This is a genomic window from Enterobacter quasiroggenkampii (assembly GCF_043972695.1).
In the GTDB taxonomy this organism is placed as follows: Bacteria; Pseudomonadota; Gammaproteobacteria; order Enterobacterales; family Enterobacteriaceae; genus Enterobacter; species Enterobacter quasiroggenkampii.
The window spans coordinates 3,018,920-3,043,416 of sequence record NZ_CP143745.1; the positions used below are offsets into that span (position 1 = coordinate 3,018,920).

At 55.4% G+C, this 24,497-nt stretch carries 20 protein-coding genes; 12 read left to right on the forward strand and 8 right to left on the reverse strand.

The annotated features are described in order from the left end of the window. Nucleotides 1-102: 102 nt before the first annotated feature. The 9 genes from V1572_RS14550 (at nt 103) to V1572_RS14590 (ending at nt 13,112) form a co-directional block, all read left to right on the forward strand. The gene (locus V1572_RS14550; RefSeq protein ID WP_395299300.1) at nt 103-1,920 is read left to right on the forward strand and encodes a glycosyltransferase; all 1,818 of its coding nucleotides are present in this window, start codon (nt 103-105) and stop codon (nt 1,918-1,920) included. Beyond that, nucleotides 1,917-3,236, forward strand: coding sequence for a DUF3131 domain-containing protein (locus V1572_RS14555; protein ID WP_069719201.1), 1,320 nt, complete (start codon nt 1,917-1,919; stop codon nt 3,234-3,236). The genes V1572_RS14550 and V1572_RS14555 overlap by 4 nt, the downstream gene beginning before the upstream one ends. Then, nucleotides 3,233-4,780: a DUF3131 domain-containing protein gene (locus tag V1572_RS14560; protein WP_024909516.1), complete on the forward strand. Its 1,548-nt coding sequence runs from the start codon at nt 3,233-3,235 to the stop codon at nt 4,778-4,780. The genes V1572_RS14555 and V1572_RS14560 overlap by 4 nt, the downstream gene beginning before the upstream one ends. After that, the gene (locus tag V1572_RS14565) at nt 4,765-6,159 is read left to right on the forward strand and encodes a DUF3131 domain-containing protein (RefSeq protein ID WP_167210758.1); all 1,395 of its coding nucleotides are present in this window, start codon (nt 4,765-4,767) and stop codon (nt 6,157-6,159) included. The genes V1572_RS14560 and V1572_RS14565 overlap by 16 nt, the downstream gene beginning before the upstream one ends. After that, nucleotides 6,156-6,581, forward strand: coding sequence for a globin (locus V1572_RS14570; protein WP_024909518.1), 426 nt, complete (start codon nt 6,156-6,158; stop codon nt 6,579-6,581). The genes V1572_RS14565 and V1572_RS14570 overlap by 4 nt, the downstream gene beginning before the upstream one ends. An 11-nt stretch (nt 6,582-6,592) precedes the next feature. Then, nucleotides 6,593-9,259 (forward strand): response regulator, encoded by a 2,667-nt coding sequence (locus V1572_RS14575; RefSeq protein ID WP_395299301.1) that lies wholly within the window; start codon nt 6,593-6,595, stop codon nt 9,257-9,259. Beyond that, the gene (locus tag V1572_RS14580; protein WP_395299994.1) at nt 9,259-11,430 is read left to right on the forward strand and encodes a glycosyl hydrolase 2 galactose-binding domain-containing protein; all 2,172 of its coding nucleotides are present in this window, start codon (nt 9,259-9,261) and stop codon (nt 11,428-11,430) included. Before V1572_RS14575 ends, V1572_RS14580 begins: the two co-directional genes overlap by 1 nt. Before the next feature lie 94 nt (nt 11,431-11,524). Continuing rightward, nucleotides 11,525-11,812 carry a VF530 family DNA-binding protein gene (locus V1572_RS14585; RefSeq protein WP_395299302.1) on the forward strand — a complete coding sequence of 96 codons (288 nt, stop codon included), beginning with the start codon at nt 11,525-11,527 and terminating at the stop codon, nt 11,810-11,812. A gap of 7 nt (nt 11,813-11,819) precedes the next feature. Next, the gene (locus V1572_RS14590; RefSeq protein WP_395299303.1) at nt 11,820-13,112 is read left to right on the forward strand and encodes a glycoside hydrolase family 10 protein; all 1,293 of its coding nucleotides are present in this window, start codon (nt 11,820-11,822) and stop codon (nt 13,110-13,112) included. Nucleotides 13,113-13,152: 40 nt separating this feature from the next. Here V1572_RS14590 and dsbG read toward each other — a convergent pair whose 3' ends face one another. The 6 genes from dsbG to V1572_RS14620 all read right to left on the reverse strand — a co-directional run bounded on the left by dsbG (nt 13,153) and on the right by V1572_RS14620 (nt 18,089). Further along, complete coding sequence (dsbG, locus tag V1572_RS14595) at nt 13,153-13,911, reverse strand: thiol:disulfide interchange protein DsbG (protein WP_395299304.1); 759 nt, start codon at nt 13,909-13,911, stop codon at nt 13,153-13,155. Nucleotides 13,912-13,952: 41 nt separating this feature from the next. Next, entirely contained in the window at nt 13,953-14,564 is a 612-nt protein-coding gene (locus tag V1572_RS14600; RefSeq protein WP_395299305.1) for a DsbA family protein, read from the reverse strand. 7 nt (nt 14,565-14,571) lie between these two features. Then, entirely contained in the window at nt 14,572-16,596 is a 2,025-nt protein-coding gene (locus V1572_RS14605) for a protein-disulfide reductase DsbD family protein (protein ID WP_395299306.1), read from the reverse strand. 48 nt (nt 16,597-16,644) lie between these two features. After that, nucleotides 16,645-17,016 carry a hypothetical protein gene (locus V1572_RS14610; protein ID WP_395299307.1) on the reverse strand — a complete coding sequence of 124 codons (372 nt, stop codon included), beginning with the start codon at nt 17,014-17,016 and terminating at the stop codon, nt 16,645-16,647. A gap of 87 nt (nt 17,017-17,103) precedes the next feature. Then, nucleotides 17,104-17,664: an RNA polymerase sigma factor gene (locus V1572_RS14615; RefSeq protein WP_395299995.1), complete on the reverse strand. Its 561-nt coding sequence runs from the start codon at nt 17,662-17,664 to the stop codon at nt 17,104-17,106. A gap of 5 nt (nt 17,665-17,669) precedes the next feature. Further along, on the reverse strand, nt 17,670-18,089 hold the full coding sequence (locus V1572_RS14620) for a hypothetical protein (RefSeq protein WP_023292366.1): 420 nt from the start codon (nt 18,087-18,089) through the stop codon (nt 17,670-17,672). A gap of 484 nt (nt 18,090-18,573) precedes the next feature. Between V1572_RS14620 and V1572_RS14625 the strand changes: the two genes are divergently transcribed. From V1572_RS14625 to V1572_RS14635, 3 genes are all read left to right on the forward strand, one after another. Then, complete coding sequence (locus V1572_RS14625) at nt 18,574-19,083, forward strand: hypothetical protein (RefSeq protein ID WP_179367252.1); 510 nt, start codon at nt 18,574-18,576, stop codon at nt 19,081-19,083. Continuing rightward, the gene (locus tag V1572_RS14630; RefSeq protein WP_395299308.1) at nt 19,080-19,493 is read left to right on the forward strand and encodes a hypothetical protein; all 414 of its coding nucleotides are present in this window, start codon (nt 19,080-19,082) and stop codon (nt 19,491-19,493) included. Before V1572_RS14625 ends, V1572_RS14630 begins: the two co-directional genes overlap by 4 nt. A gap of 498 nt (nt 19,494-19,991) precedes the next feature. Continuing rightward, a complete protein-coding gene (locus V1572_RS14635; RefSeq protein ID WP_395299309.1) occupies nt 19,992-21,362 on the forward strand; it encodes an FRG domain-containing protein in 1,371 nt (456 codons plus the stop codon). A gap of 469 nt (nt 21,363-21,831) precedes the next feature. On the opposite strand, the gene V1572_RS14640 is transcribed toward V1572_RS14635, so the two are convergent. Both V1572_RS14640 and V1572_RS14645 read right to left on the reverse strand, forming a co-directional pair. Beyond that, nucleotides 21,832-23,382 (reverse strand): methyl-accepting chemotaxis protein, encoded by a 1,551-nt coding sequence (locus tag V1572_RS14640; protein WP_395299310.1) that lies wholly within the window; start codon nt 23,380-23,382, stop codon nt 21,832-21,834. 89 nt (nt 23,383-23,471) lie between these two features. Next, on the reverse strand, nt 23,472-24,488 hold the full coding sequence (locus V1572_RS14645; protein WP_023344186.1) for a LacI family DNA-binding transcriptional regulator: 1,017 nt from the start codon (nt 24,486-24,488) through the stop codon (nt 23,472-23,474). Between the last annotated feature and the right edge of the window lie 9 nt (nt 24,489-24,497).

Here is a 24,497-nt window from a genome sequence, read left to right on the forward strand (position 1 = left end):
TTATCTTAAATCTTGTTTAATCGCTATTTTCTTTCGCTTTTGGGCAACTGTCTGCGCAGCAGAATGGGTCTGCATTTTCACGGAATCAGGAACGCCGGAACTATGGATTTTTATTTTTCCCGTTTTGAACATCGTCGTCCTCCGGAGCCGTTAACAACACCGCGTTGGGTAATGATGACCTGGCAGGTGTTAGCGGTCGCGGCGCTTATTCTGGGTGCCAATTATATTTACTGGCGCTGGACCGCCTCCCTGAATACTGACGCATTATGGTATGCCATTCCGCTGGTCCTCGCCGAAACCATGGCGTGGATTGGCACCGTGCTGTTTACCATCAATTTGTGGAAAGAACAGGATCCTCCTCAGAGTCCGCCGCCCGGCGAAATTAACGAATGTCTGTCACCTGAGGAGGTCGTAGAACCTCGTCCTGTAAAAGTGGATTTGTTCATTGCCACCTACTCGGAAGACACCGAGCTGGTCAGGCTATCCATTCGCGATGCCCTGAAGATGGCGTACCCGTTCCCGATTGACTACCGCATCCACGTGCTTGATGACGGCCGCCGCCCGGAGATGAAAGCCGTCTGTGAAGAGGAAGGCGTTAACTATATTACTCGCCAGACCAACATCGGCTTTAAGGCCGGCAACCTGCGCAACGGCCTTGAGCAAACCGACGGCGATTTTATTGTTATCTGCGACGCCGATACCCGCGTATTTCCCACCCTGCTCAGCCATACGCTGGGTTATTTTCGCGATCCGGACGTGGCCTGGGTACAGACGCCGCAGTGGTTCTTCGATCTTCCGGAAGGAGAAAACCTGTCTCGCTGGGGCCAGCGAAAAGCCGGAAAAGTGGGCTACGGTCTGGGCTGGCTGATTCAAAAGTGTGTTGGCCCGGTCACGATAGGCCGCGACCCGTTTTTTAACGATCCGCGCATGTTCTATGACGTGATCCTGCGGCGGCGCAACTGGGCGAACGCGGCTTTCTGCTGCGGCGCGGCGTCCATTCACCGTCGCGAGGCGGTCATGCAGGCCGCGCTGAGAAGCTATGTCTGGTCCGTCGAAGAGGAGATCCATCGACATACCCGCGACATCCGCGATGACGAAACGCGGGACGCGCTGCAGAATGCAATGCGTCCGCACGTGGCGTTTGACACCGAGCTTACCCCCTACAAATTCCACGTCTCGGAAGATATTTACACCTCGGTGCTGCTGCACGGTGACGCCGCACGACGCTGGCGCTCGGTTATGCATCCGCGGGTGGAGTCGAAGATGCTCTCTCCGCAGGATATGCTGACCTGGATGATCCAGCGTTTTAAGTACGCCGCCGGTTCGCTGGATATTTTGTTTCATGACAACATCTTCAGCCGTCGCCGCTTCAGGCTTTCCCTCCCCCAGACGCTGATGTATGCCACCACCTTCTGGTCGTACATGGCCTGCGTGTGGAACACGGTGTTTTTGATTTCGCCCATTATCTATCTGTTTACCGGCATTCCGCCGGTGTCCGCCTGGTCGACGCCGTTCTATCTGCATTTTCTTCCGTTTTTTATTTTCTCCGAACTGGCCTTTATGTTCGGTACGTGGGGGATCTCGGCCTGGGACGGCAGGGCCTCTTACCTCTCCTTCTTTTCCATGAACCTGCGCGCGCTCAATACGGTGCTGCGCGGCGAGCAGATTAAATTTCACGTCACGCCAAAAGAGCGGCAGACGGGCCGTTTTCTCTACCTGGTGAAGCCGCAGATTGCCATCGTAGTGCTGACCCTCGCAGGGCTTATCTGGGGCGGTATCCAGGTGGCGCGTGGACAGGTGGACGACCCCTCCGGCTACGTCATCAATATTTTCTGGGGAGGGGTGAACATCGCCGCCATGCTGCCGCTGATTTTCGCGGCCATGTGGACGCCCGCTGAAGAGGATGAGGTCACCCAATGAGGATACGTGATGCCCTGCTGCCCGCGCGCAGCTACCTCACCATTTTGCTCGGCTTCCTGCTCGGCTTTGCCATTGTGGTCTGGGTGGAGAAACAGATGCCCACGCGCGTGGAAAGCAGCGGCGGCATCGCGCTCAGTAAAGACTTCCCGCCGCTGCCTGCGAAACGCGCGCTGACCTATGACGAAGCCATCTGGGCGCGCGTCGCCTGGCAATACTACGTGAATAATACCCAGCCAAACGGTCTGGCGAACGCCAGCGACGGCGAGCCGTGGCTGAGCCTCTGGAGCGTAGGGAGCTACCTGTTTGCGACCGCTGCCGCAGAGCAGCTCAACATTATTTCCGCCGATGAATTCGACGAGAGGGTCGGCACGGCCCTGTTCACGCTGGGGCAGTTGCCGCTCAACAAGCAAGGCCTCCCTGCCGCGTATTACCATGCGGACACCCTGAAGATCCTCGGCAAACCCGACGCCTCGGCAATTGGGCTGAGCCGCCTGCTGACGGCGCTTCAGACCCTCCTGTGGCGCTATCCTCAGCACGCGGCGGCTATCCACGATCTGTTTAGCCTCTGGAACACCGGCGCACTGATTGAAAATAACGTTCAAAGTCAGGCGGCCGTTCCACTCCATCACTGGACGCTGACTGATGACGAACAGCGGGACAGCTTTGGCTACCGTCTCTATGCCAGCCATACGCTGCGCCTGATTGACAGCGCGGCAGGCCTCGCGGTGACCAACCCCCCTGAAGGGCAAAAGATGATCGATCTGGATGGCGTGATGGTGCCCGATGAGGGACTACGCACGCCATGGGGCAAGCAAACCTCCCTGATCAGTCTCCCCTATCTGTTAACCGGTCTTGAGCTGGGCTTTGATGCGCAGAGCGCTGAAATCGCGTGGCGGATTATGCAAATCCAGCAGCGGCGCCATAGCCTGCGCAGCCCAAAACCGCCGGTCAGCACGGATTATGCCGAACCGGCGCCGGATTACGTTAACGATCTGCCGGACAGGCAGCCGGTTCAGGCGCGCAATCTGCGCGACGAGGTGCCAGAGAAAGTGGCGATTACCTCCACCCGCACCGCGTTTGCCTGGTATGCCCTGTTCCGCAACAGCTGGAGCGAAGCGCTGCGCCAGCAGGTTCTGGCCCTTCAGGTGCCGGGTAAAGGCTGGCAGCGCGGGTTAAATCTCAACAACAGCGTCAATGCCGTCGTGGACGCCGATACCAATGCCATTGTGCTGGAAAGTCTGTCTTACATCGCGCATGGTCAGATGCTCTGTCTGGCCTGCCTCTACACTTCCCCCTCAGCAGGAGCAACGCCATGAAGCCACGATCCCCGATCCTTTTTCACCTGCTCACGGGAATAACGATCTGCTGGCTGGCGTTATCGACCGTGCGTGCGGATACCGAGCTGCCTGCATCAGGTTACTCCCCGCGCAGCGGCGAGCTGACCGCCCGGGAGATGACCATCGCGAAAAACGCCTGGCAGTATTTCGTCTCCAACTATCAGCCCACGACGGGCCTGGTGAATGCGGTCAACAAATATCCCTCCACCACCATGTGGGACAGCGCCTCCTATCTGGCCGCCCTGACGGCGGCGCGCGAGCTGGGGATCATTGATAAAGCGGAATTTGACCGCCGGATGCTGAAATTCCTCGCCACGTTAAACACCCTGGTACTGTTCCGCAACGAGCTCCCCAATAAAGCCTATAACACCATCAGCGGTCAGAAAGTGGACTACACCAACAAGCCCGGCGAAATTGGCTTCTCGGCGCTGGATATCGGGCGAATGCTGGTCTGGCTGAAAATCATCAAAGAACGTTACCCGGAATACGGCAACAGTATTGATAACGTGGTGCTCGGCTGGGATTTCAGCCATGCGATCGACCCCTGCGGCACGCTGTATGGGGCCTATCTGGAGAACGGCCAGCCGAAATATGTTCAGGAAGGTCGGCTGGGCTATGAAGAGTACGGCGCGGCCGGTTTCCAGCTGTGGGGGTTTAATACCTGTAAAGCCAGCCGTCCGCAGCCTTACGAGCTGGCCGAAATCTACTGCGTGCTGGTCCCGTACGATACGCGCGATCCGCGCAACACGTCGCAGCATAACTACGTGGTGACGGAATCCTACCTGCTCTACGGGCTGGAGTTCGGCTTTGATAAACCGACCGACCGGGATAACGCCCCGCGCGACTACTCCCTGACGTGGATGAAAAACTTTGCTGACCGCGTTTATCAGGCTCAGGAGAACCGCTATACCATTACCGGCGTCCTCACCGCGCGCTCCGAGCACCAGCTCGATAAGGCGCCTTATTTCGTCTATGACACCGTCTTCAGCGACGGATACAACTGGAACACCATTACCGATAAGGGCCAGTTCGTCCCTAACGCTGCCGCGATTTCGCTGAAGGCGGCGCTGGGCATGTGGGTGCTGTGGAACTCCCCTTATACCGACCGCCTGCTGAATACCATTGAGAATGCCAACGAAGAGGGAAAAGGCTACTACGAAGGGCTGTATGAAAACGGTGACGGCCCGATCAAAGAGTTCACCGCGAACAATAACGGCATCATGCTGGAGGCCCTGTTGTTCAAAAAAGAGGGAAAACTGCTAGCCTTCAACACCGACAACCCGAAGAGCAAGGATTTTGCGCCGTCGCTGTGGGATCAAAAGCTGCTCGATCAGTTTGAAGAGAACAACGCGCTGCGCAGTCGCCCGTTCCTGACCAGCACACCGGCCGTAAAAAGCTGGTGCGACCGGACCGGCGTCACGCAGCGTACCAAACCCGCCTGTCAGGCCTGTCAGTGCGCGTCATGCAGCGCGGACGAGCCCGTTAAACTGCCTCCGGTGACTGCGCAATGCTTAAAACCTTAGCCAGAGGGCTCGCGGGATTACTCCTCGCAGGCGCGATCGTCTTTGCCCTGTTTGGCCATCAGGGCGCAGGCTGGCGCTGGCTCATCCATGGCGGATGGCACTCCAGCGCGCGTATTGCCGCCCTGACGCCGGAGGAGCAGACGTGGGCGGCGATCGCCTGGCGCTATTTCGTCAATAATACCCAGCCGCAAACGGGCCTGGTCAACGGGAGCGACAAACAGCCTCGCGTCACGCTCTGGCAAATGGGCGATACGCTTATTGCCCTGCTGGCGGCAAAAGAGCTGGGGCTAATTGATGATGCCGAGTATGACGCTCGCTTAACCCGTATCATGGGCACCCTTAACCGTCTGATGCTGACCGATGCCCGGACGCCGGGCCGACTCTATTCCAGCCAGACGGCGACGCCCGTCGATTTTAGCGGCAAGCCCAGCAAAAACGGCTGGTCCGCGCGCGATATGGCGCGTCTGATGCTCGCCCTGCGCCTTACCGCAGAGCGGGAACCGCAGTACAGCGAATACCTCGATAAAATCATCCTGCGCTGGAATTTCTGTCCGGTCATCGACGACGAAGGTGAACTGTGGTCATCTTCCCTGCAAAACGGCCAGCCGGTGGTGCGCGAGGAGCTGCGCCTGGGCGAGAGCGAATATGCCGCGACGGCGTTTCAGCTGTGGGGGTTTTCCCCGGAGAAAGCGTTTACGCCCCCGGCGCACCACGTCATCATCGCCCAGCGGCGTCTGGCCGTTGATGCCCGGGATCCGCGCACCACGTGGCAGCCCTCCCTGATTACCACCCTTCCCTATATGCTGCCGGGTCTGGAGTTTGGCTGGGAGCCCGAAGGCGTTGCGGCCGATCGGCAAAAGCACCTGCGCAAGCAGGCCGAAAACGTCTGGCTGAGCCAGAAGAGCCGCTGGGAGACCGATAAGATCCTGACGGCCAGAGCAGATTTCTCGCTCTCTCAGGCGCCCTGGCATATCCAGGATACGGTCTGGGGAAATGGCTATGCCTGGAACTCGGTCGGAGACGATGGCCGGGACTACACCCGTTTCGCGCAGGTATCGACCAAGGCGGTTTTTGCCCTGTGGGCCCTGTGGGACACTCCGTACACCGACGTGCTGATGACGGTCACAAAACACCTTAACGATCCGCAGAAAGGCTGGTACGAAGGCCGTCAGGAAGCCACGGGCGATACCAACGCTGCCTTAACCCTCTCAACCAATGCCACGGTTCTGGAAGCCCTTTTCTTTAAACACAACGCCGGGCCGCTGTTTGACGTTCGTCGGTCGAAGAAAGAGAGCTATTTTTCACGCCGTCTGGCAGAGGAATACACGCCTGTCGGCCACTGTCTGCCGGGCGAAAGCACCATAAGGAGGACGCCGTGAAGTTTTATCGCGATCTGTTTGAATCCAGCCTGAACCGCGTCTTTCCGAATAATGAAAAAACCGCGTTTTTTCAGACGTTCTATGACGCCTTCGTCCACATGTCACCCGAAACGGAAGCGCATTTTTCTCGTCTGCCGGATCGGGAGGGTCAGCAGACCCTGTTTAAAAGTTTCTTCGCCATGCTTGCGGTAGACGGCGCCCTGATTGTCCCTGATTTCCTCGAGCGCCTGGCGCGGGAGCAAAGCGACGACGGCCTCCACCTCCCCCCGCGATTCTTTGCCCTGTGGCGCGAAGCGATGTTGAACGCGGTGAGCGAGCGCGATCCGCAGTGCGACGATGAGATCCTGACGGCCTGGGCCATGGCGATCGCGCCCGGGCTGGAATATCTGCGCCGACAGGCAGAACTGCACTACCGCGCGTAGGGAGGATCACGATGAGTTCGTTCACGTACGATCTTAACGCACTGCCAGCCGCCGTCATGATTTATGACCGCGAGGAACGCCTTCAGGCCTGGAATCACAACGTGGCCCTGTTTTATCCGGTCATAACCCCGTGGCTGAAGGTGGGAACGACACTTGAGGCGCTGGCGGAACGCTTTATCGATGCCGTTTACAACGTCGACCCCGGCCTGCGCCAGACGCTGCGCGAGTCGATCGTGCGCAACTGTCGACAGAATAAACACTGCGAAGTGCGGCAGGCCGGCCAGCGGCGGATCTTCGTCCAGCATCAGCGGCTTGCGGACGGCGGCATTGTCAGCCTGCACAGCGATATCACGGAGCTGGATGAAGCGCAGCGGGCGCGCCACCAGCTGCATGACGACTTTCTGCTGACGGCGGAATCCATCCATATCGGGATCTGGGACTGGCAGGTTTCCGGCGACACGCTCCAGGTGAACGACACCCTGCTTGCCATGCTGGGCCAGTCGCGCACACAGTGGCGATATCCGGTGCGTTTTCTCCTCAATCAGGTCCACGAGGACGATCGCGCAGCGCTACGCAAGGCGCTGCACGCTTCGAAGCAGGATCACCGTCCGGTCTTTGAATGTGAAATTCGCGTACATCACCCTACCGAAGGTCTGCGCTGGATGCTGCTCTCCGGCCAGGTGGTCACCCTCTCCATTGAGGGAAACGCCGAGCGCGTGATTGGCACGCTGCAGGATATTACGCGGCGCAAAGAGGCTGAAATTCAGGCGTTCGCCTCGGCCATTGAGGCACAAAAAGCCAATGAGGCAAAAAGCGCGTTCCTGGCGAATATGAGCCATGAAATTCGCACCCCGATGAACGGCATTATTGGCATGACCCAGCTGTGCCTGGATACGTCTCTCAGTGCCGATCAGCGCGATTATCTGACCCTGGTGATGAGCTCTGCCCAGTCTCTGCTGCATATCATCAACGACATTCTCGATTTTTCCCGAATTGAAGCCGGCAAAGTGGAGCTGGAGGCGGACCCCGTGCCTGTGCGCACATTTATTCAGTCGCTTATTCGCCCACACATGCCGGGGGCGAGCGAAAAAGGCATTGAGCTGCTGGTTGATATTGCGCCCGACGTCCCCGACGTGCTGCTGGTCGACGGCGCGCGTCTGCGCCAGATCCTGACCAATCTGCTGGGTAACGCGTTGAAGTTTACCCATCAGGGAGAAGTGATCCTGGTTGTTGAGCCCGACGATAGCGCGGGCAGATGGCGTTTTCGCGTGCGCGACAGCGGCATTGGCATACCGGCAGATAAGCAGAAGGCTATTTTTGAAGCCTTCAGCCAGGCGGATAACTCAACCACCCGCCGCTACGGCGGTACGGGGCTCGGGCTAACCATCTCGGCAAGACTGGTTGCGGCGATGGGGGGCGAATTAACGGTCTCCAGCGAACCGGGAAAAGGCAGCGAATTTTCGTTCTCGCTGCCGCTGGCGGCGCAGCCCCTTGCGCCCGGAGAGCGCCCACATAGCCAGCGCTTTAACGGGGAACCCGTGCTGGTGGTTGATGATAACGCGACCAACCTACGGCTGCTGGCCGCGATGCTCAGCCAGATGGGGCTGAAACCCACCTGTGTTAACAACGCCAGCGAGGCCATCAACCGGGTTAAAACGGGAACGGCTTGGCCACTGATCCTGCTGGACGCGCAGATGCCGGATATGGACGGCGTGTCGCTGGCCCTTGAGCTTTCGGTTCTGCCGCAGGTTGCTGAGAGCCATATCATTATGCTGAGCTCCATGAGCCGACATTTTGATATCAATATGCTGAAGCGGATCGGGATCAAGACCTATCTGCATAAGCCTATCGCCCAGGATGAATTACATCAGGCGATTGCCGCCGCGTTTGAACGTTCGCCGGGGCCCGTGGGTGAAAACATCCCCGCGCCTGTCGCCTCGCCAGGGGCTACGGGACTGCGGATCCTGCTGGCTGAAGATAATCTGGTCAACCAGAAGGTCGCCGCGCGCCTGCTCGAGCGGCTCGGACACACCTGTCAGATCGTCGATAACGGCGTCACGCTGCTTGAACGCTGGCGCGAGGATACGTGGGACGTTTTGCTGATCGACCTTCAGATGCCAGAGATGGACGGAGAAACCGCCATTCGCCTGCTGCGTGAAGAAGAACGGTCCCGCCCCGGCCCGGCTCAGCCCACCGTCGCCATGACCGCACACGCCATGCAGGGGGACAAAGAGCGCTGTCTTAACATGGGTTTCGACGGCTACATTGCCAAACCCATCAGCCAGGAGCGTCTCGCTGAAGAGATTGCCCGCGTACTCCAGCACCACGAAGACACCTCCGCTTTTCCGGATGAAGCACGCCTGCTGAAGCAGTGCGCTGACGATCCCGCCCTGGTGCAGGAGCTGCTGGCCCTGTTTGGCGAAGGGCTAAATGAAGCAATCAAAACCATTACCCAGGCGATCGACAGCAACGACCGCGAGGCGCTGCGCCGCGCGGCCCACAAGCTGCGCGGAGAGGCCGTCACCCTGGACTTCAGCACGCTCGCACAGCAGCTGCAGGTGCTGGAAAGCGATGCGCATGCGCTGGATGGGCAACAGCTTGCGGCCCTGAATGACAACCTTCGCCAGGAATCGCTGCGCCTGATGGCGTGGCTCACCGCACGCGGGGTAAACGCATGATGACTCGCAACTGCGCACTGCTCTTTGCCCTGTTGACCACCCACACGGTGGCGAACTCCGTGCCGGTCAGCTGGTCTCTGGCAGGTGAATGGCAGGTTCAGGATGCCAATGACAGCGTACATCCTGCCGCATCAGGCTGGCGCCCGCTTCAGGTTCCTGCCAACTGGTACAGCGCCGGGTACGATCACCAGGGCGCGCTGTGGTATAAGCACGCGTTTTCCCTGCCCGTGCAGCCCCCCGACGTAATGAGTACTCTGGTGTTTGACGGCGTCGATTATCTTGCAGAGGTGACGCTGAACGGCCAGCCGCTGGGCAAGCATGAGGGCTATTTTCAGCGATTTTCGCTGGATGCCCGCTCAGCGTTACAACGTCACAACCAGCTCGTGGTCAGGGTCGACAGCCCTTACGAAGATCCCACTAAGGTCTGGCCGCTGCATAAAACGCTTATGAAGGGGATCCTTAACCAGCATGACACGCGTCCCGGTGGGGCCTGGTCGCCGCAAGGACAGGACGCTAACTCAGGCGGCATCTGGGCACCGGTCAGGCTGCATCTTAGCCGGGGCGCTACCCTTGATGAGACCATCCTGCGGCCCGACTGGACGCAGGGGCTGACTCGCCCGGCGTTAAAGGCGGAGATTCGCTATCGCGCGCTCGATCCGGGCCCGGCGACCGTACGGCTCACCGCCACGCCCGCCAATTTCAGCGGCAAGCGCTATCAGGCTGATTTTCCGGTTACCCTCGAAAGCGGCGCCCATTCCGTGCAGGTGACGCTGCCCATGCCGAAGGCAAAACTGTGGTGGCCCGTCGGCACGGGGAAACAGCACCTGTATACCATTCGCGTGGCATTACGCGATGAAAACGGCCTGATGGATACGGCGGTCACCCGCACCGGGCTGCGTAAGATCGTCGAGCAGCCCGACAATAAGGGCTGGCTCATTAACGACAAACGCCTTTTCATTAAGGGCAGTAATTACATCGGTTCCCCCTGGCTCAGCACCATGACGCGAGAAAAATACCGTCGCGATCTTCGTCTGGTGGAGGCCATGAACGCCAACGCCATACGCGTGCACGGACACGTTGCCGGACGTGCGTTGTATGACGTGGCCGATGAGATGGGCATGATGATCTGGCAGGATGTTCCGCTGCAGTGGGGCTACAACAACAGTGCGGCTTTCACGGAAAATGCGGTTCGCCAGACGCGGGAGATGATCGAACAGTTTGGCAATTCGCCCGCCATCATCGTCTGGGGCGGCCATAACGAACCGCCGTGGAATTCGCCGTGGATGGAAAAACGCTTCCCGGACTGGAATAAAGATCTGAATCGCGAGCTCACGCAGCAGGTAGCGGATACGCTTGCCGAAGATACTTCGCGCATCGTGCATCGCTTTTCCGCCGTCGAGGAGCATTACTGGGCGGGCTGGTACTTCGGCACCCTGCGCGACCTGCTTGCACCGGCTAAAACGGGGATCATTACCGAGTTCGGCGCGCAGGCGCTTCCCCGCTTATCGACGCTAAAAACCATCATCCCGGCGGCGTCGCTCTGGCCAAAAACGACCGCCGCTGACGATCCCGGCTGGACCGTCTGGAAATACCATAATTTTCAGCCCTTCCAGACCTTTAAGTTTGCCGGTATTCCGCGCGGGAAGAACATTCAGGCGATGATTCGCAATACTCAGGCGTACCAGTCTCAGCTGGTGGCCACGGCGGCAGAAAGCTATCGCCGACAGCGATACCAACCGGTGACGGCCCTGTTCCACTTCATGTTCGTGGAAACCTGGCCCTCCATCAACTGGGGCGTGGTGGACTACCTGCGTAAGCCTAAAGCCGGGTTTTACGCGTTACAACGTGCGTACCAGCCTGTTCTGCCGTCCATTGAGCCGGTCACCGCGCAGTGGCAATCCGGGGCGGTGGCGACCGTGCGTCTGTGGGCCATCAACGACACCTGGAAACCGTGCCGCGAATGCCGTCTGACCTGGCGTATCACCCAGCGCGATAAGGTGCTGGCAAAAGGCACGACGACGATGACGATCGCAGCAGACTCGGGAACGATGGTAAAAGCGGTCACGGCTACGCCCGCGGGCCAGGATGACGTGTCGATTCGGTTTACGATAAAAAACAGTGCGGGAAAAATTGTCGGCGAAAATCAGCGCACGGAGTCCGTCATAAAGTGAGCGAGGGGAAAAGGAAAATTGCCGCTTCCCCTGCTTTCTTGTACCCTTTCAGCGTTTACCCCAATCCCCTAAAAATCGAGATAACCGGACGCCTATGACTGCACATATTTCCAAAGATCCTTTGCATGGCGTAACGCTGGAGATGATGGTCAACGCCCTGGTGGCGAAATATGGCTGGAGCGAGTTGGGCGACCGCATCAAAATTAACTGTTTCAGAAAAGACCCCAGCGTTAAATCGAGCCTGAAATTTCTGCGCCGCACCCCATGGGCGCGTGCGGAAGTGGAAGCCCTGTATCTGGACTCTCTCAACGATGAGGGAAATACAGCGCAGGCGGCGCCCTCCTTTAATCCCTGGGCCAACAGTCGGATTATCAAGAGCTAATACGCAAATGACGCGACACGTAAAACGGATCGGTGCGCTGGCTGCCTGCGCGCTTTTACTTGTGAGCTGCTCCTCAAAACCACCGAAATCGCTGGTTACCCCTCTCCCCACCGTCAGCAAACCGACGCCGCAGGCAAACCAGCCGATGCGCGGCATCTGGCTGGCGACCGTCTCGCGTCTCGACTGGCCCCCGGTGGCCTCGGTGAATGGCCGCAGCGCGGACCAGCGCATCGCGATGCAAAAGCAGGCGCTGATCGCAAAGCTCGACAACCTTAAGCACCTCGGCATCAACACGGTCTTTTTCCAGGTGAAGCCGGACAGCACGGCCCTCTGGTCATCAAAGATTCTCCCGTGGTCGGATATGCTGACGGGCAACATCGGGGAATATCCGGGATACGACCCGCTGCAGTTTATGCTCGATGAAGCGCACAAGCGCGGCATGAAAGTCCATGCCTGGTTCAACCCCTATCGCGTGTCGACCAACACCAAACCGTCTACTATCACCGCCCTGAACCGGACCGCCTATCAGACCCCGTCCAGCGTCTATGTTCAGCATCCGGAGTGGGTGCGCATCTCAGGCGACCGCTTTGTGCTTGACCCTGGCATTCCCGAGGTGCGGGACTGGATAACCAAAGTGGTCACCGAAGTGGTGGCGAACTACCCGGTAGACGGCGTGCAGTTTGATGATTACTTCTATGCCGAATCGCCGGGCTCCGCGCTGAATGATTCACAGACCTGGCGGCAGTACGGCCAGGGTTTTGCCTCAAAAGCCGACTGGCGAAGGCACAACACGCAGCAGCTGATCGTCCAGGTCTCCCGCGCAATCAAGCAGACAAAGCCCGACGTTGAGTTTGGCGTCAGCCCGGCGGGGGTATGGCGTAACCGCTCCTTTGACCCGGCAGGCTCCGACACACGGGGCGCCGCGGCCTATGATGAATCCTTCGCCGATACGCGTCAGTGGGTGCAGCAGGGCCTGCTGGACTACATCGCGCCGCAGATTTACTGGCCCTTCGCGCGTGATGCCGCGCGCTACGACGTGCTGACCAGATGGTGGGCCGACGTCGTGAAGCCGACCCACACGCGCCTGTATATCGGCATTGCGTTCTACAAGGTAGGCGAGCCGTCGAGAAACGAGCCGGACTGGACGGTTCAGGGCGGCGTGCCGGAGTTGAAAAAGCAGCTCGATCTCAACGATTCGCTGCCCAACGTCAACGGCACCATCCTGTTCCGGGAAGATTACCTGAACCAGCCGCAGACCCAGCAGGCGGTAAACTACCTCCGTGGACGCTGGGGTAGCTAAGTAACGAGCAGGCAGAAACGCCCGTTTCTGCCTGTTTTTTTTACGGCTTCGGCCCGAACATCGCCTCGAGCTGCTGCGCATCCGGCATCCCCACCACCTGCTGCAGCTCGTTTTCCGCATTCAGATAATAAATAGCCGGCGTGGCGTTAGCGCCCAGGCTGTCCATCAACGCCTGATGTTTCTGTAGGATCTCAACCGTTTCGCGGGAAGCCTCGCCTTCAGGCTTGGGCAATTTTTTGCCGCCGGAGAGCTCGTATTCGCGCCAGGCCGCAACCGGATCTTTCGCATTCAGAATGGCGGCGGCGTTGCGTCCGCTGTTGGGGTTGAGGAACGCCACCAGCAGCGTATTGAGCTGCACCTTACCGGCCTTCACCCACGGCTGCGCCTCGGACCAGAACTGCTTGCAGTACGGACAGAACGGATCGGCAAAGACAAAGACCTTACGCGGGGCGTTATCCGCCCCTTCTTTCAGGGGATGCGCCACATTCAGGTTCTTCCACATTTCACGTCCCATTGGGGCGTAGATCTCTTTCTGGAAATAGCCCTCGCTGAGGTTCTTCCCTTTGTCATCATAAAGATAACCTGAGATCACGTGCTTGCCGTCCGGCGTAAGAAAGAGCGTCACGCCCATATCCTGATACTGCCCCAGCCAGGCTGGCGCGCCGCCCGGCGCATCCAGCTTCTTGATGATCTTGATGTTCTGCTGCTCGCTGAAGTGCTTCACCACATCCGGTATGGCTTCAGCCGCCTGTACCAGCCCTGACGTCGCCAGCGCCGAAAGTAACAGTAATTTTTTCATTTCCCTCTCCGGTTTGTCGGGGGCATTTCGCCCCCTTCAGGTTAGCGGTTTTTCAGTGCGTCACTGACCATTTCGTCGAATTGTTCGAACGGCACCCAGCCGGGAAGCAGCCCCTCGCCGATAAGCGTGGCGGGCGTGCCCTGGATCCCCATTTTTTCCGCCACAATGAGGCTGCGCCTGATCGTCAGAAAACTCTCCTCGTCCGGCGTCGTCACGCTCACGCCCGCCCGCTTTTGCGCCTCCTGAATGCTGGCGTCATCGTGGTACCCCTTTTTCGCCATCAGGGTGTGGTTCAGCTTCATAAACTGCTCAGGATGCGCACGCCAGACGGTTAACGCGTCTCGTGCGGCGGTCAGCGAACTTTCCGAGCGGAAAGGTAAAAACTTAAAGACCACCGCCACGTCCGGATGTTTTTCGACAATCTTCTCCAGGTACGGATCGAATTTTTTACAGTACGGGCAGTTGTAGTCGGTAAACACCACCAGGGTGAGCTTTGGGTTTTTTGCGCCGATGCGCGGGGAGTTTGGATCGTTAAACAGGAAATCAGCGATCATCTTCTGCGCGCGCTGCTCCTGGTCCGGCGTCAGCGGCTGGGCAGCAAACACCTGAACCGGGGGCAGCAGGAGCAGCAGCGTAATAAGGAATTTTTTCATGACACAGTTAGCCTTTTGCGTTGTTCAGGGTGGTGACCAGGGTGCGCTTGTCCAGCAGCGGCGAGAGGATTTCGCCATCAGGCAGGCCGGGGCCATACACCGCGTTAAACGGAATGGCGTAGCGGTTTCGCTTCGCCAGAAAATCCGCGATAAACGCGGACGGCTGGCTCCAGTCTCCGCGCAGGGCCACCACGTCCGGCTGGCGCAGCGCGGCAATCACGTCCGGCTGACTGAGTACGCGGTGCTCGTTAACTTTGCAGGTCACGCACCAGTCCGCCGAGATATCCACAAACACTCGCTTCCCCTGCGCCAGCGCCTGCTCAATGGCCTCTTCACTGAGCGGCTGCCACGGGACGGTTTGCGCAACGCTTTGTGCCGGAGCGTCAGACGGCGCGTTAAGCAGACCGCGCAGCTGATACCCGCCGAACGCCGACAGCGCGATGACCACCAGCCAGAACAAGAGCGAAGATTTTTGCCCCTTCAGCGCGAACAGCACCAGCGCAGCGGCAGTCAACGCCAGCATCACGATCTGGCTGACCGCCTCGCCCAGATGCGCGCTCAACAGCGTTGCCAGCCAGAGACTGGAGGCCAGCATCATCATGCCGAGGATGACCCTGAGCGTGTTCATCCAGCGGCCGGGTTTCGGCAGCAGCATGGCCGTTTTCGGTACCAGGGCAACGAACAGCCACGGCAGACTCATGCCCACACCGAGCATCAGGAAGATCAGCCACAGGGCGTGCAGCGGCGCGCCAAGGGCAAAGGCGACCGCGGTACCGAGGAACGGTGCGGAGCACGGCGTCGCCAGCAGCGTGGCGAACATTCCTTCGCAGAAGCTGCCGCCGATCCCCGATCCCCCTGCCGTCGCCAGCCGTCCTGCGGCAGAAGAAGGCAGCAGCATTTCAAACGTCCCAAACAGGTTCAGCGCAAACAGGAAGGTCACGGCGACCATCAGGCCGATAAACCACGGGTTCTGGAACTGAATGCCCCACCCCAGCGACGCTCCGGCCAGCTTCAGCGCGGTGACCATCACGGCCAGCAGCATAAAGGAGGTGAGGATCCCGGCGCTGGTGGCCAGAAAGCGCAGCCTGATGGCGCGGCTGTTCGATCCCGCCAGCAGGATGCTGTTAAGCTTCATGCCCATCACCGGCAATACGCAGGGCATCAGGTTCAGGATCAGCCCGCCCAGCAGGGCAAAGAGCACCATTTTTCCCGTCCCGTCCGGTACGGAGGTCTCTTCGGGCGTTGTCCCAACGGTCATGGTGGTTTGCTGCGCCCGATCGCCGTTGGTCAGCACAAACGACAGCCTTTTGCCTTCCAGCGAAGCGGGCTTATCGCCCCATTCGTCGGTCACGGGTACCGTCACCCGAAGCGTAGTGCCGTCATGTTTAATGACCGGCTCGCCGGGCAGAATATCGCCCTCCAGCGGGTCAAAGTAGATCCCCGGATTGTCCCACTTCCCGTCCGTCGTGCCGGTAATCACCAGCTTGTCGCCAGCGAGCCAGGCGGAGAGATCCGTGGATACGCCAGACGTGCCCGGCACGGCGCGCATCGCTTGCCCGAAGGCGCTACGGAAGCCCTCATCCACCGGCTGGGTAAAATCGAGGTGCAGCGGGTAGTCCGTCAGCAGGCAGACGTTGCTGCACGTAGAGAGCGTCAGCGTCCCGTCGAGCGTGTCGCCCTTCGCTCCGTCGAGCGTAATCGGGATCGTCACCTTATCGTGATAGCCCTGCGTGGTCATGCCGGAGATATCAAAGCGCGACGGCACCGGCCAGGACCAGCTGTCCGTTACGCCTTCCGGCCAGCTGATTTTCGGCGCCACGCCGCCCTCGCCCGGCGATCGCCAGTAGGTTTTCCAGCCGGGCTTTAGCTCAACGGTGAGCAGGCCTTTAACATGCGTTTGTTCCCTCTCCGCCTGAAAGCGGATGCGGGCGTGATCGTTTTGTGGGGAGACCAGCCAGCCGGTGTCTGCCGCATGGACAATGCCGATGCAGGACAGCCACAGGAAGACGAATCCCCTGAAGAGGTTAACCATGTTGTACTCCGTGAACAGTGAAAAATTATCGTGTGGTGACGATGTTTTTCATTCACGGAAAACGCAGTTTTTCAGGTGTATTCGGGGAGGCGGTGCCTGAATGGGCTGTTCCGCCGGAGCCAGTGCCCGCCCTTGCGTCAACAGCTGCAGCAGCGCGAAGAAGATAATAATGGCCGGTAATGCACCGTCGAAGAACAGCGGCTGGGCGCAAAGCAGCGAGTGCGCGCCGAGCTGACACGGCGACGGGCCGGGTTGTTCAGTGGTGCTGGTTTGAGCCGGGGCATCTGCACTCAGCGAAATCTGCGGATCCAGTCCCTGTAAAAAATGGTTAAGCATCACCGCACGCTGCACGAGGCAAAGCGCCATCGCGAGACAGGTGATAATCAAAAGCCATTTTCCGAGGAGCTGACGGTTGCGCATAACATTCCAGAGTGACAAGACGCCCCGATCATAAACGATAGTGATGAATCTACAAGTGCCGGAAGTGTAAGGTTTTGTCTGTCGCCGCTATTCGCCCGTCAGCGCGTCATAGACGTCCCGCAGCCGCGTGCGGAGAAACAGCACCGCCTTGTGCTTGCGGGATAACAGCGCCTGTTCGCTGGCGCCGGTCTCCTCTGCCAGCATCTTAATGCTGTAGCCGTGGAGCTCGGTCTTTTCAAACGCCTCCCGCTGCGGCTGTGGAAGTTCAGACAGCGCCTGCCCCAGCTCTTCCCACAGCAGCGTCTTGAGGTACTCCTCCTCCGGCGTGTGCGGTACGCCGAACAGGGTTTCGGCCAGCTCGTCTTCCGGATAACCGTCGTCATCTTCGCCCGTAAAATAGCTGGAGAGCGACACCTCGCGCTTTTTACGCGCCCGGTCGGTCATTTCGTTACGCGCCGCGCGGAACAGCCAGGCGGCGACGTTTTCGACCGGCTGCTCCACTTTCATCAGCTGATACGTCACTTCCTGCAAAATGTCGTCGGCATCATCGCGCACGGACGACCGTCCGCGAATGAAGGCTTTCAGCCGGGCGCGGCAGGCATTGAGCGCCGACATCAGCATGGATCCGCCCGCCTCCCCGGCTTTCATCTCGCTCACTCCGCGTCCGGCGCTTTTGGCGTGGCGTCATCGCGCTTATCGTCACGATGACCGTGCCAGCCGCAGTGGCCGCGTCCGTGGCGACCAAACCCTTCGCGACGCTGCTGAATAAACGCCTCACGCTGTTCGGGCGTCATGTTCATCCAGCGCTCGTGCATCCGGCGGTGCGCGCCAAACATTCCGGGGCGGAAACCTAACCCGCCAAACAGAATGCGGCTCAGCACCAGAATGCCCAGCGCCTGCCAGAATCCGATGGCCTTCACGCCCAGGATCGCCGGGAGCAAGGCGTTCCACAGGGACATCACCAGCAGGCCGAGCACGATGAAAATCACCGCGCCGATGACTAAGCCCTTGCCCATACGGTGGCGACCAAATCCACGCCCGTGACCTCTGCCGTGCAGTTCAAAATCTCTCATGGTGTTTACCTCGTTTATACTAACTGATTATGGCGTGTGATGAGGTAGACGGATGAGGGAGTGAAATATTGCTGGGGTGAAGGTATATTTCGTACTCGTAACCCAAAATAATCGTAAAAAATTTTCGCATACCAAGAAGATCGGTTCCGCTGTCCTTTATGGCCAGCATATCAACCAAGCCCCTGCGCACGTTTTCGTCGCGCCACGCCTATGTTTTTTAACGTAGCATCCTGCCATACTAACCACAGAGAGTAGACTTGAGTCTGTCCTACTGGTACTTGAATCCTCTATGATCATGAAAATTTAGCCTAGTGCGGATAGGGTTACGGACCACGAGTAAGATTTCGTTAAGTGTCTGTTCAAGATGAAAGATTGAAAAGATGCTCATTTATATGCAGTATGATAGGATGTGCTTGGTTTTATGAAATAGTTCAAACGTTCTATACATGAATAGTATTTCGTACCGCAGAATGGCGAGGGAAAGGTGAATCTTAAATCATTATTGCCTAGTTTTTCATCAGTAGCATTTGGTGCTGCCGGCTTCCTTTCTGCAATTGTTACTATGTTTATAAACACATCAAGTTCACTTTCAATTAAATGGTTCATTTTTTTAACTTGGGTGTTTGCAACTATTACAGTAGTGTTAATAAAAATAATTATTAACTCAGAAAGAGAATTCAACAAGAAGAGACCACTTCCTTTTGAACATCCAATTGGTCTTCCTGACGAAGAAGGAATATTATTAATAAGAAGAAATGAAGCCTTCGCTAATAACATAATAATAGGGGTTTATTTTGTAAATGAAGAGATGGAAAGACCAGCCTTTGCGGCCCACGTATTTCATGTGCAAGAAAAAATAATACAAATAAAAATCATCAAATCCTTTTTATCCGAGGAAAAAATGCAACTCCTACAACAAAAAGGGTTTTCTAGTCTTATTGTTAGACCAAATATCCCATATGACTTATTAACGAATGCAGGAGTTGATTTATGAGCACTGAATATATTGGCGTCATCGCTTTAGTTTATGATGACCATACGCAATTCGTTCTTAATAAAGGCTGGGCACATGGGGTACAAGAGCATCATAGATTTATAATTTTTGAATTAGGAAATGAAGTAATTGATCCTGAAACTGGGGAGAATTTGGGTACATTGGAAATAATAAAAGGGCGAGTTAGACCCCTGCATATACAAGAAAAAATAACAACCTTAATTTCAGAGGAAATTACAAAATCTCCTGTTACTGCAGAGTATATATATAGAAACAACTCAGGTAACCGATGGGCTTTTGGTCTAAACAATAACTTACCAGCAAGTAAAATTGTTTCGGAAGAAGCAAGAAAAATAAAACCCTTACGAAATGTTAAAATTGGCGACAAAGTTAAAATCAACAAATTATAATTACAGGGGCGTAAAATGCCCCTTTCTGTAAAGGATCGTGAATTAAGAGTAAGTTAAAAGAAAAAATGCGCGTTTACGGGTTACATTATGTAAATGATTGATGCAGTAAAGATTAGCACCAACGTAGAGACACTGTATATCGTGATGAGTAATCAGCAAGGACTCTGAGTTTCAGACACTTTATCGTTCCAAACTAGAAACAGGATGATATTAAGATTGCATCATTAAGTTAAATCACTTCGAATGATGATTTTAAATATTAATAAAATAAGCACAGTTAATTTCTTTCGATGCACACTGTTATGCATTTCTTGATGGTTGGTGATAACTCTAAGGATATGGGCTCGATGCTTATGCTTTATCCCATAAGCTAATTTTAAGTATATAAAATCTATATTTTGAAGTATTTCACAAAATTTCTTTTTGAGCATTGTGCTTTCCAATATGAAATAAGCATAATACTTGTTATTCAAAAGACCAACAAAGCGAAGGCAAAAAATGATAAATTTGATCATGGGAGGGACCCCAGGTTTTTATGATTACTGGATACCTTTCAACCAGAAAAGTGGCGACTTTTCTTTCCTCTTATCCCGACTGTTTGAAGGTACAACCGACGAAATACGCAAAAAATTGCAGCCTTTAAACAGTAAAGTATTTTCTTTCTTAGAACAATTACCTGTGGTTTTTATGACGGAAGCCTATCAACCAGATGGTTCATCCGAGTTGTATGTTGATATCCGCACGGGAAAAATATCTGACATCCGAATAAAAGGAAAAGAGATTTTATTTCACTTTGAAATAGAAAACGAATACAATCAAGTAATAATAATAAATAAAGAACTAATTGAAAAAGAATTAGATCTAGGTTCGTTTGGCTTACACAGAACTCATTGGGCAGTAAAAACCAAAGATATTGAAGATATAATAGAGCTATTCAATATCGAAACATCTCCTTACCAACATGTGGACTCTGTAGAATTCCCCACAGAAGAAAACGCAACCGCAAACATTAGTACTTTGAAAGACTTTATCGATAGAGTGCTTAATGTCCATTTTTTAGATCACGAAGAGGTTTTTTATCGCGGGCATTCTGACGCCTCATATGACTTAGCCCCATCGATCTTCAGGAAAAATGAAAATGGAAATTATAAATTCCTTCATTCAGAAGCAAGCTTAGTTCGAGAAGCATTAAGTGCAAGGCCATCGGAATTTATGGCTGATAGAACCATGCTGGATAAACTTGTTAGGATGCAACACTATGGATTACCAACCCGGTTACTTGATATAACATCTAACCCTTTGATGGCTCTTTACTTTGCTTGTAATGAAACTAAACTCGACAATGAAGGGAAAGAAATTGCCGGTCAAATAATAATATTCAAAACATTGAGAAAAGATATTAAATTCTTCGATTCCGATACAGTAAGTTGTATTTCCAATTTATCCATGCTTTCTCAGGAATTAAAAGATAAACTTGATTGCAATTTAGATAAAATCGATTTCAATAACTCCGAAGCATGCAGGAAATTAGTGCATTATATCAAAGATGAAAAGGCTTATTTCCAGAATGGAATTTCCCCAAACGATTTGGAAAAAATAATCTTTGTTAAAAGCCGCGTAAACAACGAAAGAATATCTTCTCAGTCTGGTGCTTTCTTATTATTTGGAAATAACGCTGTCTTTCCTGACATAGCACCAGATACACTACCTGACTCCCCTCACAACTTTAAAGTTGAGAGGATAAATATCAAAAACAAAAGTGGGATTTTAAAAGACTTAGCGACATTAAACATTACTGACGCGACAGTTTATCAGGGATTAGAAAGAACCATGAAATTAATTTCTGATAAATACGCATCATTCAACTGATATTTGTTAGTGATTAAATTCAGTGTATTTCCGCACATCCTTACCAGTTTTATTTTTTAGAACTGGCAAGGATATAACTAACAATACCTTGCATTCTTTCAAATTTAATGCCTCGGCAAACACCTTGTTAAAAAAAATAAAACCAACAACATTAGAAATTTTTATAAAAATAAAATGATATTTTTTTATTTAAATTATAACGCCTGCAGTTTTCATAGTTATGACAAATAAATTCAATTGCATGAAAATCATTAATATGCAAAATTTTGCACCACAACAAACTACTCTAACTCACACCAGAACTTAAACCCTAATTTTCTAACTTTTCATCATCATGAACATATTAGACACGCACTTTAGCGAAACATTTTCTTTTTGTTAGTAGCTAAATATGAAGTCTTGTGTAACCCATTTTTCTTGACATGCTAGCTACTATAAAGGCCCTCGCCAGGGGCCTCCCCTCATACCATCAAGCCTGCACCGGCAACCTAAAACTCGAAATACTCCGTGAAAGCTGCTGCGCCTGCTCTTCCAGCGAGGCCGCTGCCGCAGCGGACTGCTGCACCAGCGCGGCGTTCTGCTGGGTCACGCCGTCCATCTCGGTCACCGCCTGCCCGACCTGACTGATCCCGCGGCTCTGCTCTTCGGAGGCGACGGAGATCTGCTCCATCAGCGTATTTACTTTATTCACCGACGAAATGATCGAGTCAATCACCTCCCCCGAGCGGCTTACCAGCTCCGCACCGTTTTTCACGCTGGAAACCGACTGCGCGATCAGGCTTTCGATATCTTTCGCCGCCACCGCGCTTTTCTGCGCCAGAGTGCGCACTTCGCTGGCTACGACCGCAAAGCCGCGTCCCTGCGTACCGGCGCGCGCCGCTTCAACCGCCGCGTTCAGTGCCAGAATGTTGGTCTGGAAGGCGATGCTGTTAATCACGCTGGTGATGTCTTCAATGCGCTTCGAGTTCGCCGCGATGGTATTCATCGTGTCGATGACTTCGCGGGTTACCGCTTCACCGGTGTGGGCATTTTTCACCGCGTCCTGCACCAGCTTCCCGGCCTGATACACATTATCGGTATTGTTCGCCACCGTCGCGCTCAGCTCTTCCATGCTCGCTGCCGTCTGGGTCAACGCGGAAGCCTGCTGCTCGGTGCGTGACGCCAGGTCGATATTCCCGGAGGCAATCTCCTGGGCGGCGTGCGTCACGGTATGACTCGCATCGCGCACCTGGGCGATAGTCGCCAGTAGCGCCTGACGCATCTGCTCCATCGAGCCCATCAGATGGTCGATTTCGTTGCCTGTACTCCCCTTCACCGGCACCGGAATGTCCAGCTTGCCTGCCGCAATCTGACTGCAGTGCTCGCGCGCCAGGTTAACTGGCGCAAAGACAAAGCGCTTCATCAGCAGGCTGACGGCGACAATCACCACCACAAACAGGCTTGCGATAGCGGCAATGATCGCCAGGCCAGAGACGAAGTTACTGCTGGCATCTTCGTTCAGGCTTTTGGCGTATTTCTGGTGGACGGAAAGCACCTGGTCGAGAACGATCTCGTACTGGCGGTCGAGGCGGGAGACTTCCGGGATCAGCGCGTTGAATTTGGCAACATCGTGCGCCTCGGCGGCGTCGATCAGCGGCGCCAGCCCCTGGTTGCGGTAGTTTTGCCAGGCGTCCTGATAGGCAGTGACCAGCGGCGCTTCATCGCTCAGGCGCGGCGACGCCATAAAGGCCGCAAAGGCGTGATCCGCTTTGGTCAGCGCCTCTTTCACGGTGGTAAGCTTTGCAGCGCCGTCCGCCGCGTTGCCCGCTTCCACCATCTTCACATACTCCATCACCCGCACGCGCAGCGTACGGCTGTGGTTAATAGGGTCAATAATGGACAGCACAACCTGGATCTCTTTGTTGACGTTATCCAGCGAATTATTACTTTTAATGATGAGGCCAACGCTGGTGACGGTGCTGACAACAAAGAAGAAAAGCAGCGAGAACAGGACAATCAGGGACGACTTTTTCAACGACATAAACCAATACCTCAAGGAGAATTATTCCTTATGGTTATCGGCCATTCCAAAACTTAAATTAATTAAAGTTACTGAAGTATCGAACCGGGCTATTTCGCTGACTTATAGCGTCGCTGCAGGGTGGCATTGAGCTTGCGCTGCAACGGCTGCGGCGTCTCCCCTTCGATTAATTTGCTAATCAAATCAAAGCAGTGCCACGCCAGCTGGCGGTTGTCCTGGCGAATGGTATCCACCGGGATCGTCAGCGAATCATAGAGATAGTGATCGTCAAAACTGGCTAACCTGATATCGCTTTGCAGCAGGTTATGTTGGCCCATATAGCGCAGCACCCCTTCCAGCAGCCCGCAGGCGGCGGCGAAGAGCGCTTTCGGCGGACGCCCCAGGCGGGCGCAGAGTTCAGCAAACATCTCGTATCCGGAGCTCGGATGATAGTTGCCGTGAATGATCCACTCGGGCCGCAGCGCCACACCGGCCTCACGCAGCCCTTGCTTAAAGCCTTCCAGGCGGTCGCGCGTGGGCGACAGGCGGGGCTGGCCGCCGAGAAAGTAGAACTCATCAGGATGCTGGCGTGCAATGTCGGCCACCAGTTCGGTCGTCGGGGTAATGGAATCGGTGATCACCAGCGGCAGCGCGCTGTCGTTGATGTGGCGGTCAAACAGAACCACCGGCAGTTGCTCGCTCAGCTTATGGTAGTCCGCGTCGTTGAGCATGCTGGAGGCCACAATCAGCCCGTCCACCTGACGCGCCACCATGTTGTTCACCACCACCGTCTCCTGCCCCGGGTTTTCATCGCTGCAGGAGATCAGCAGCTGAACGCCCGCCTCGCGACACAGCGTTTCCAGCTCGTGAGAAAAGACGGCAAAACCGTAGTTGGTGATCTCAGGAACCACCAGACCAATGGTGTGGCTGCGGTTATCGCGCAGCGACCGGGCGTGAATGCTGGGCTGATAGTGGTGCTCTTTTGCAATTGCCAGCACGCGCTCGCGCGTCTCTTCCGCCACGCGAAGCTCTTTGCTGCGACCGTTCAGGACCAGGCTGGCGGTGGCTTTTGACACACCCGCCAGCTCCGCGATGTCTTTAATGGTGACGCGTTTTGTTTTTCTCACAACGACTTA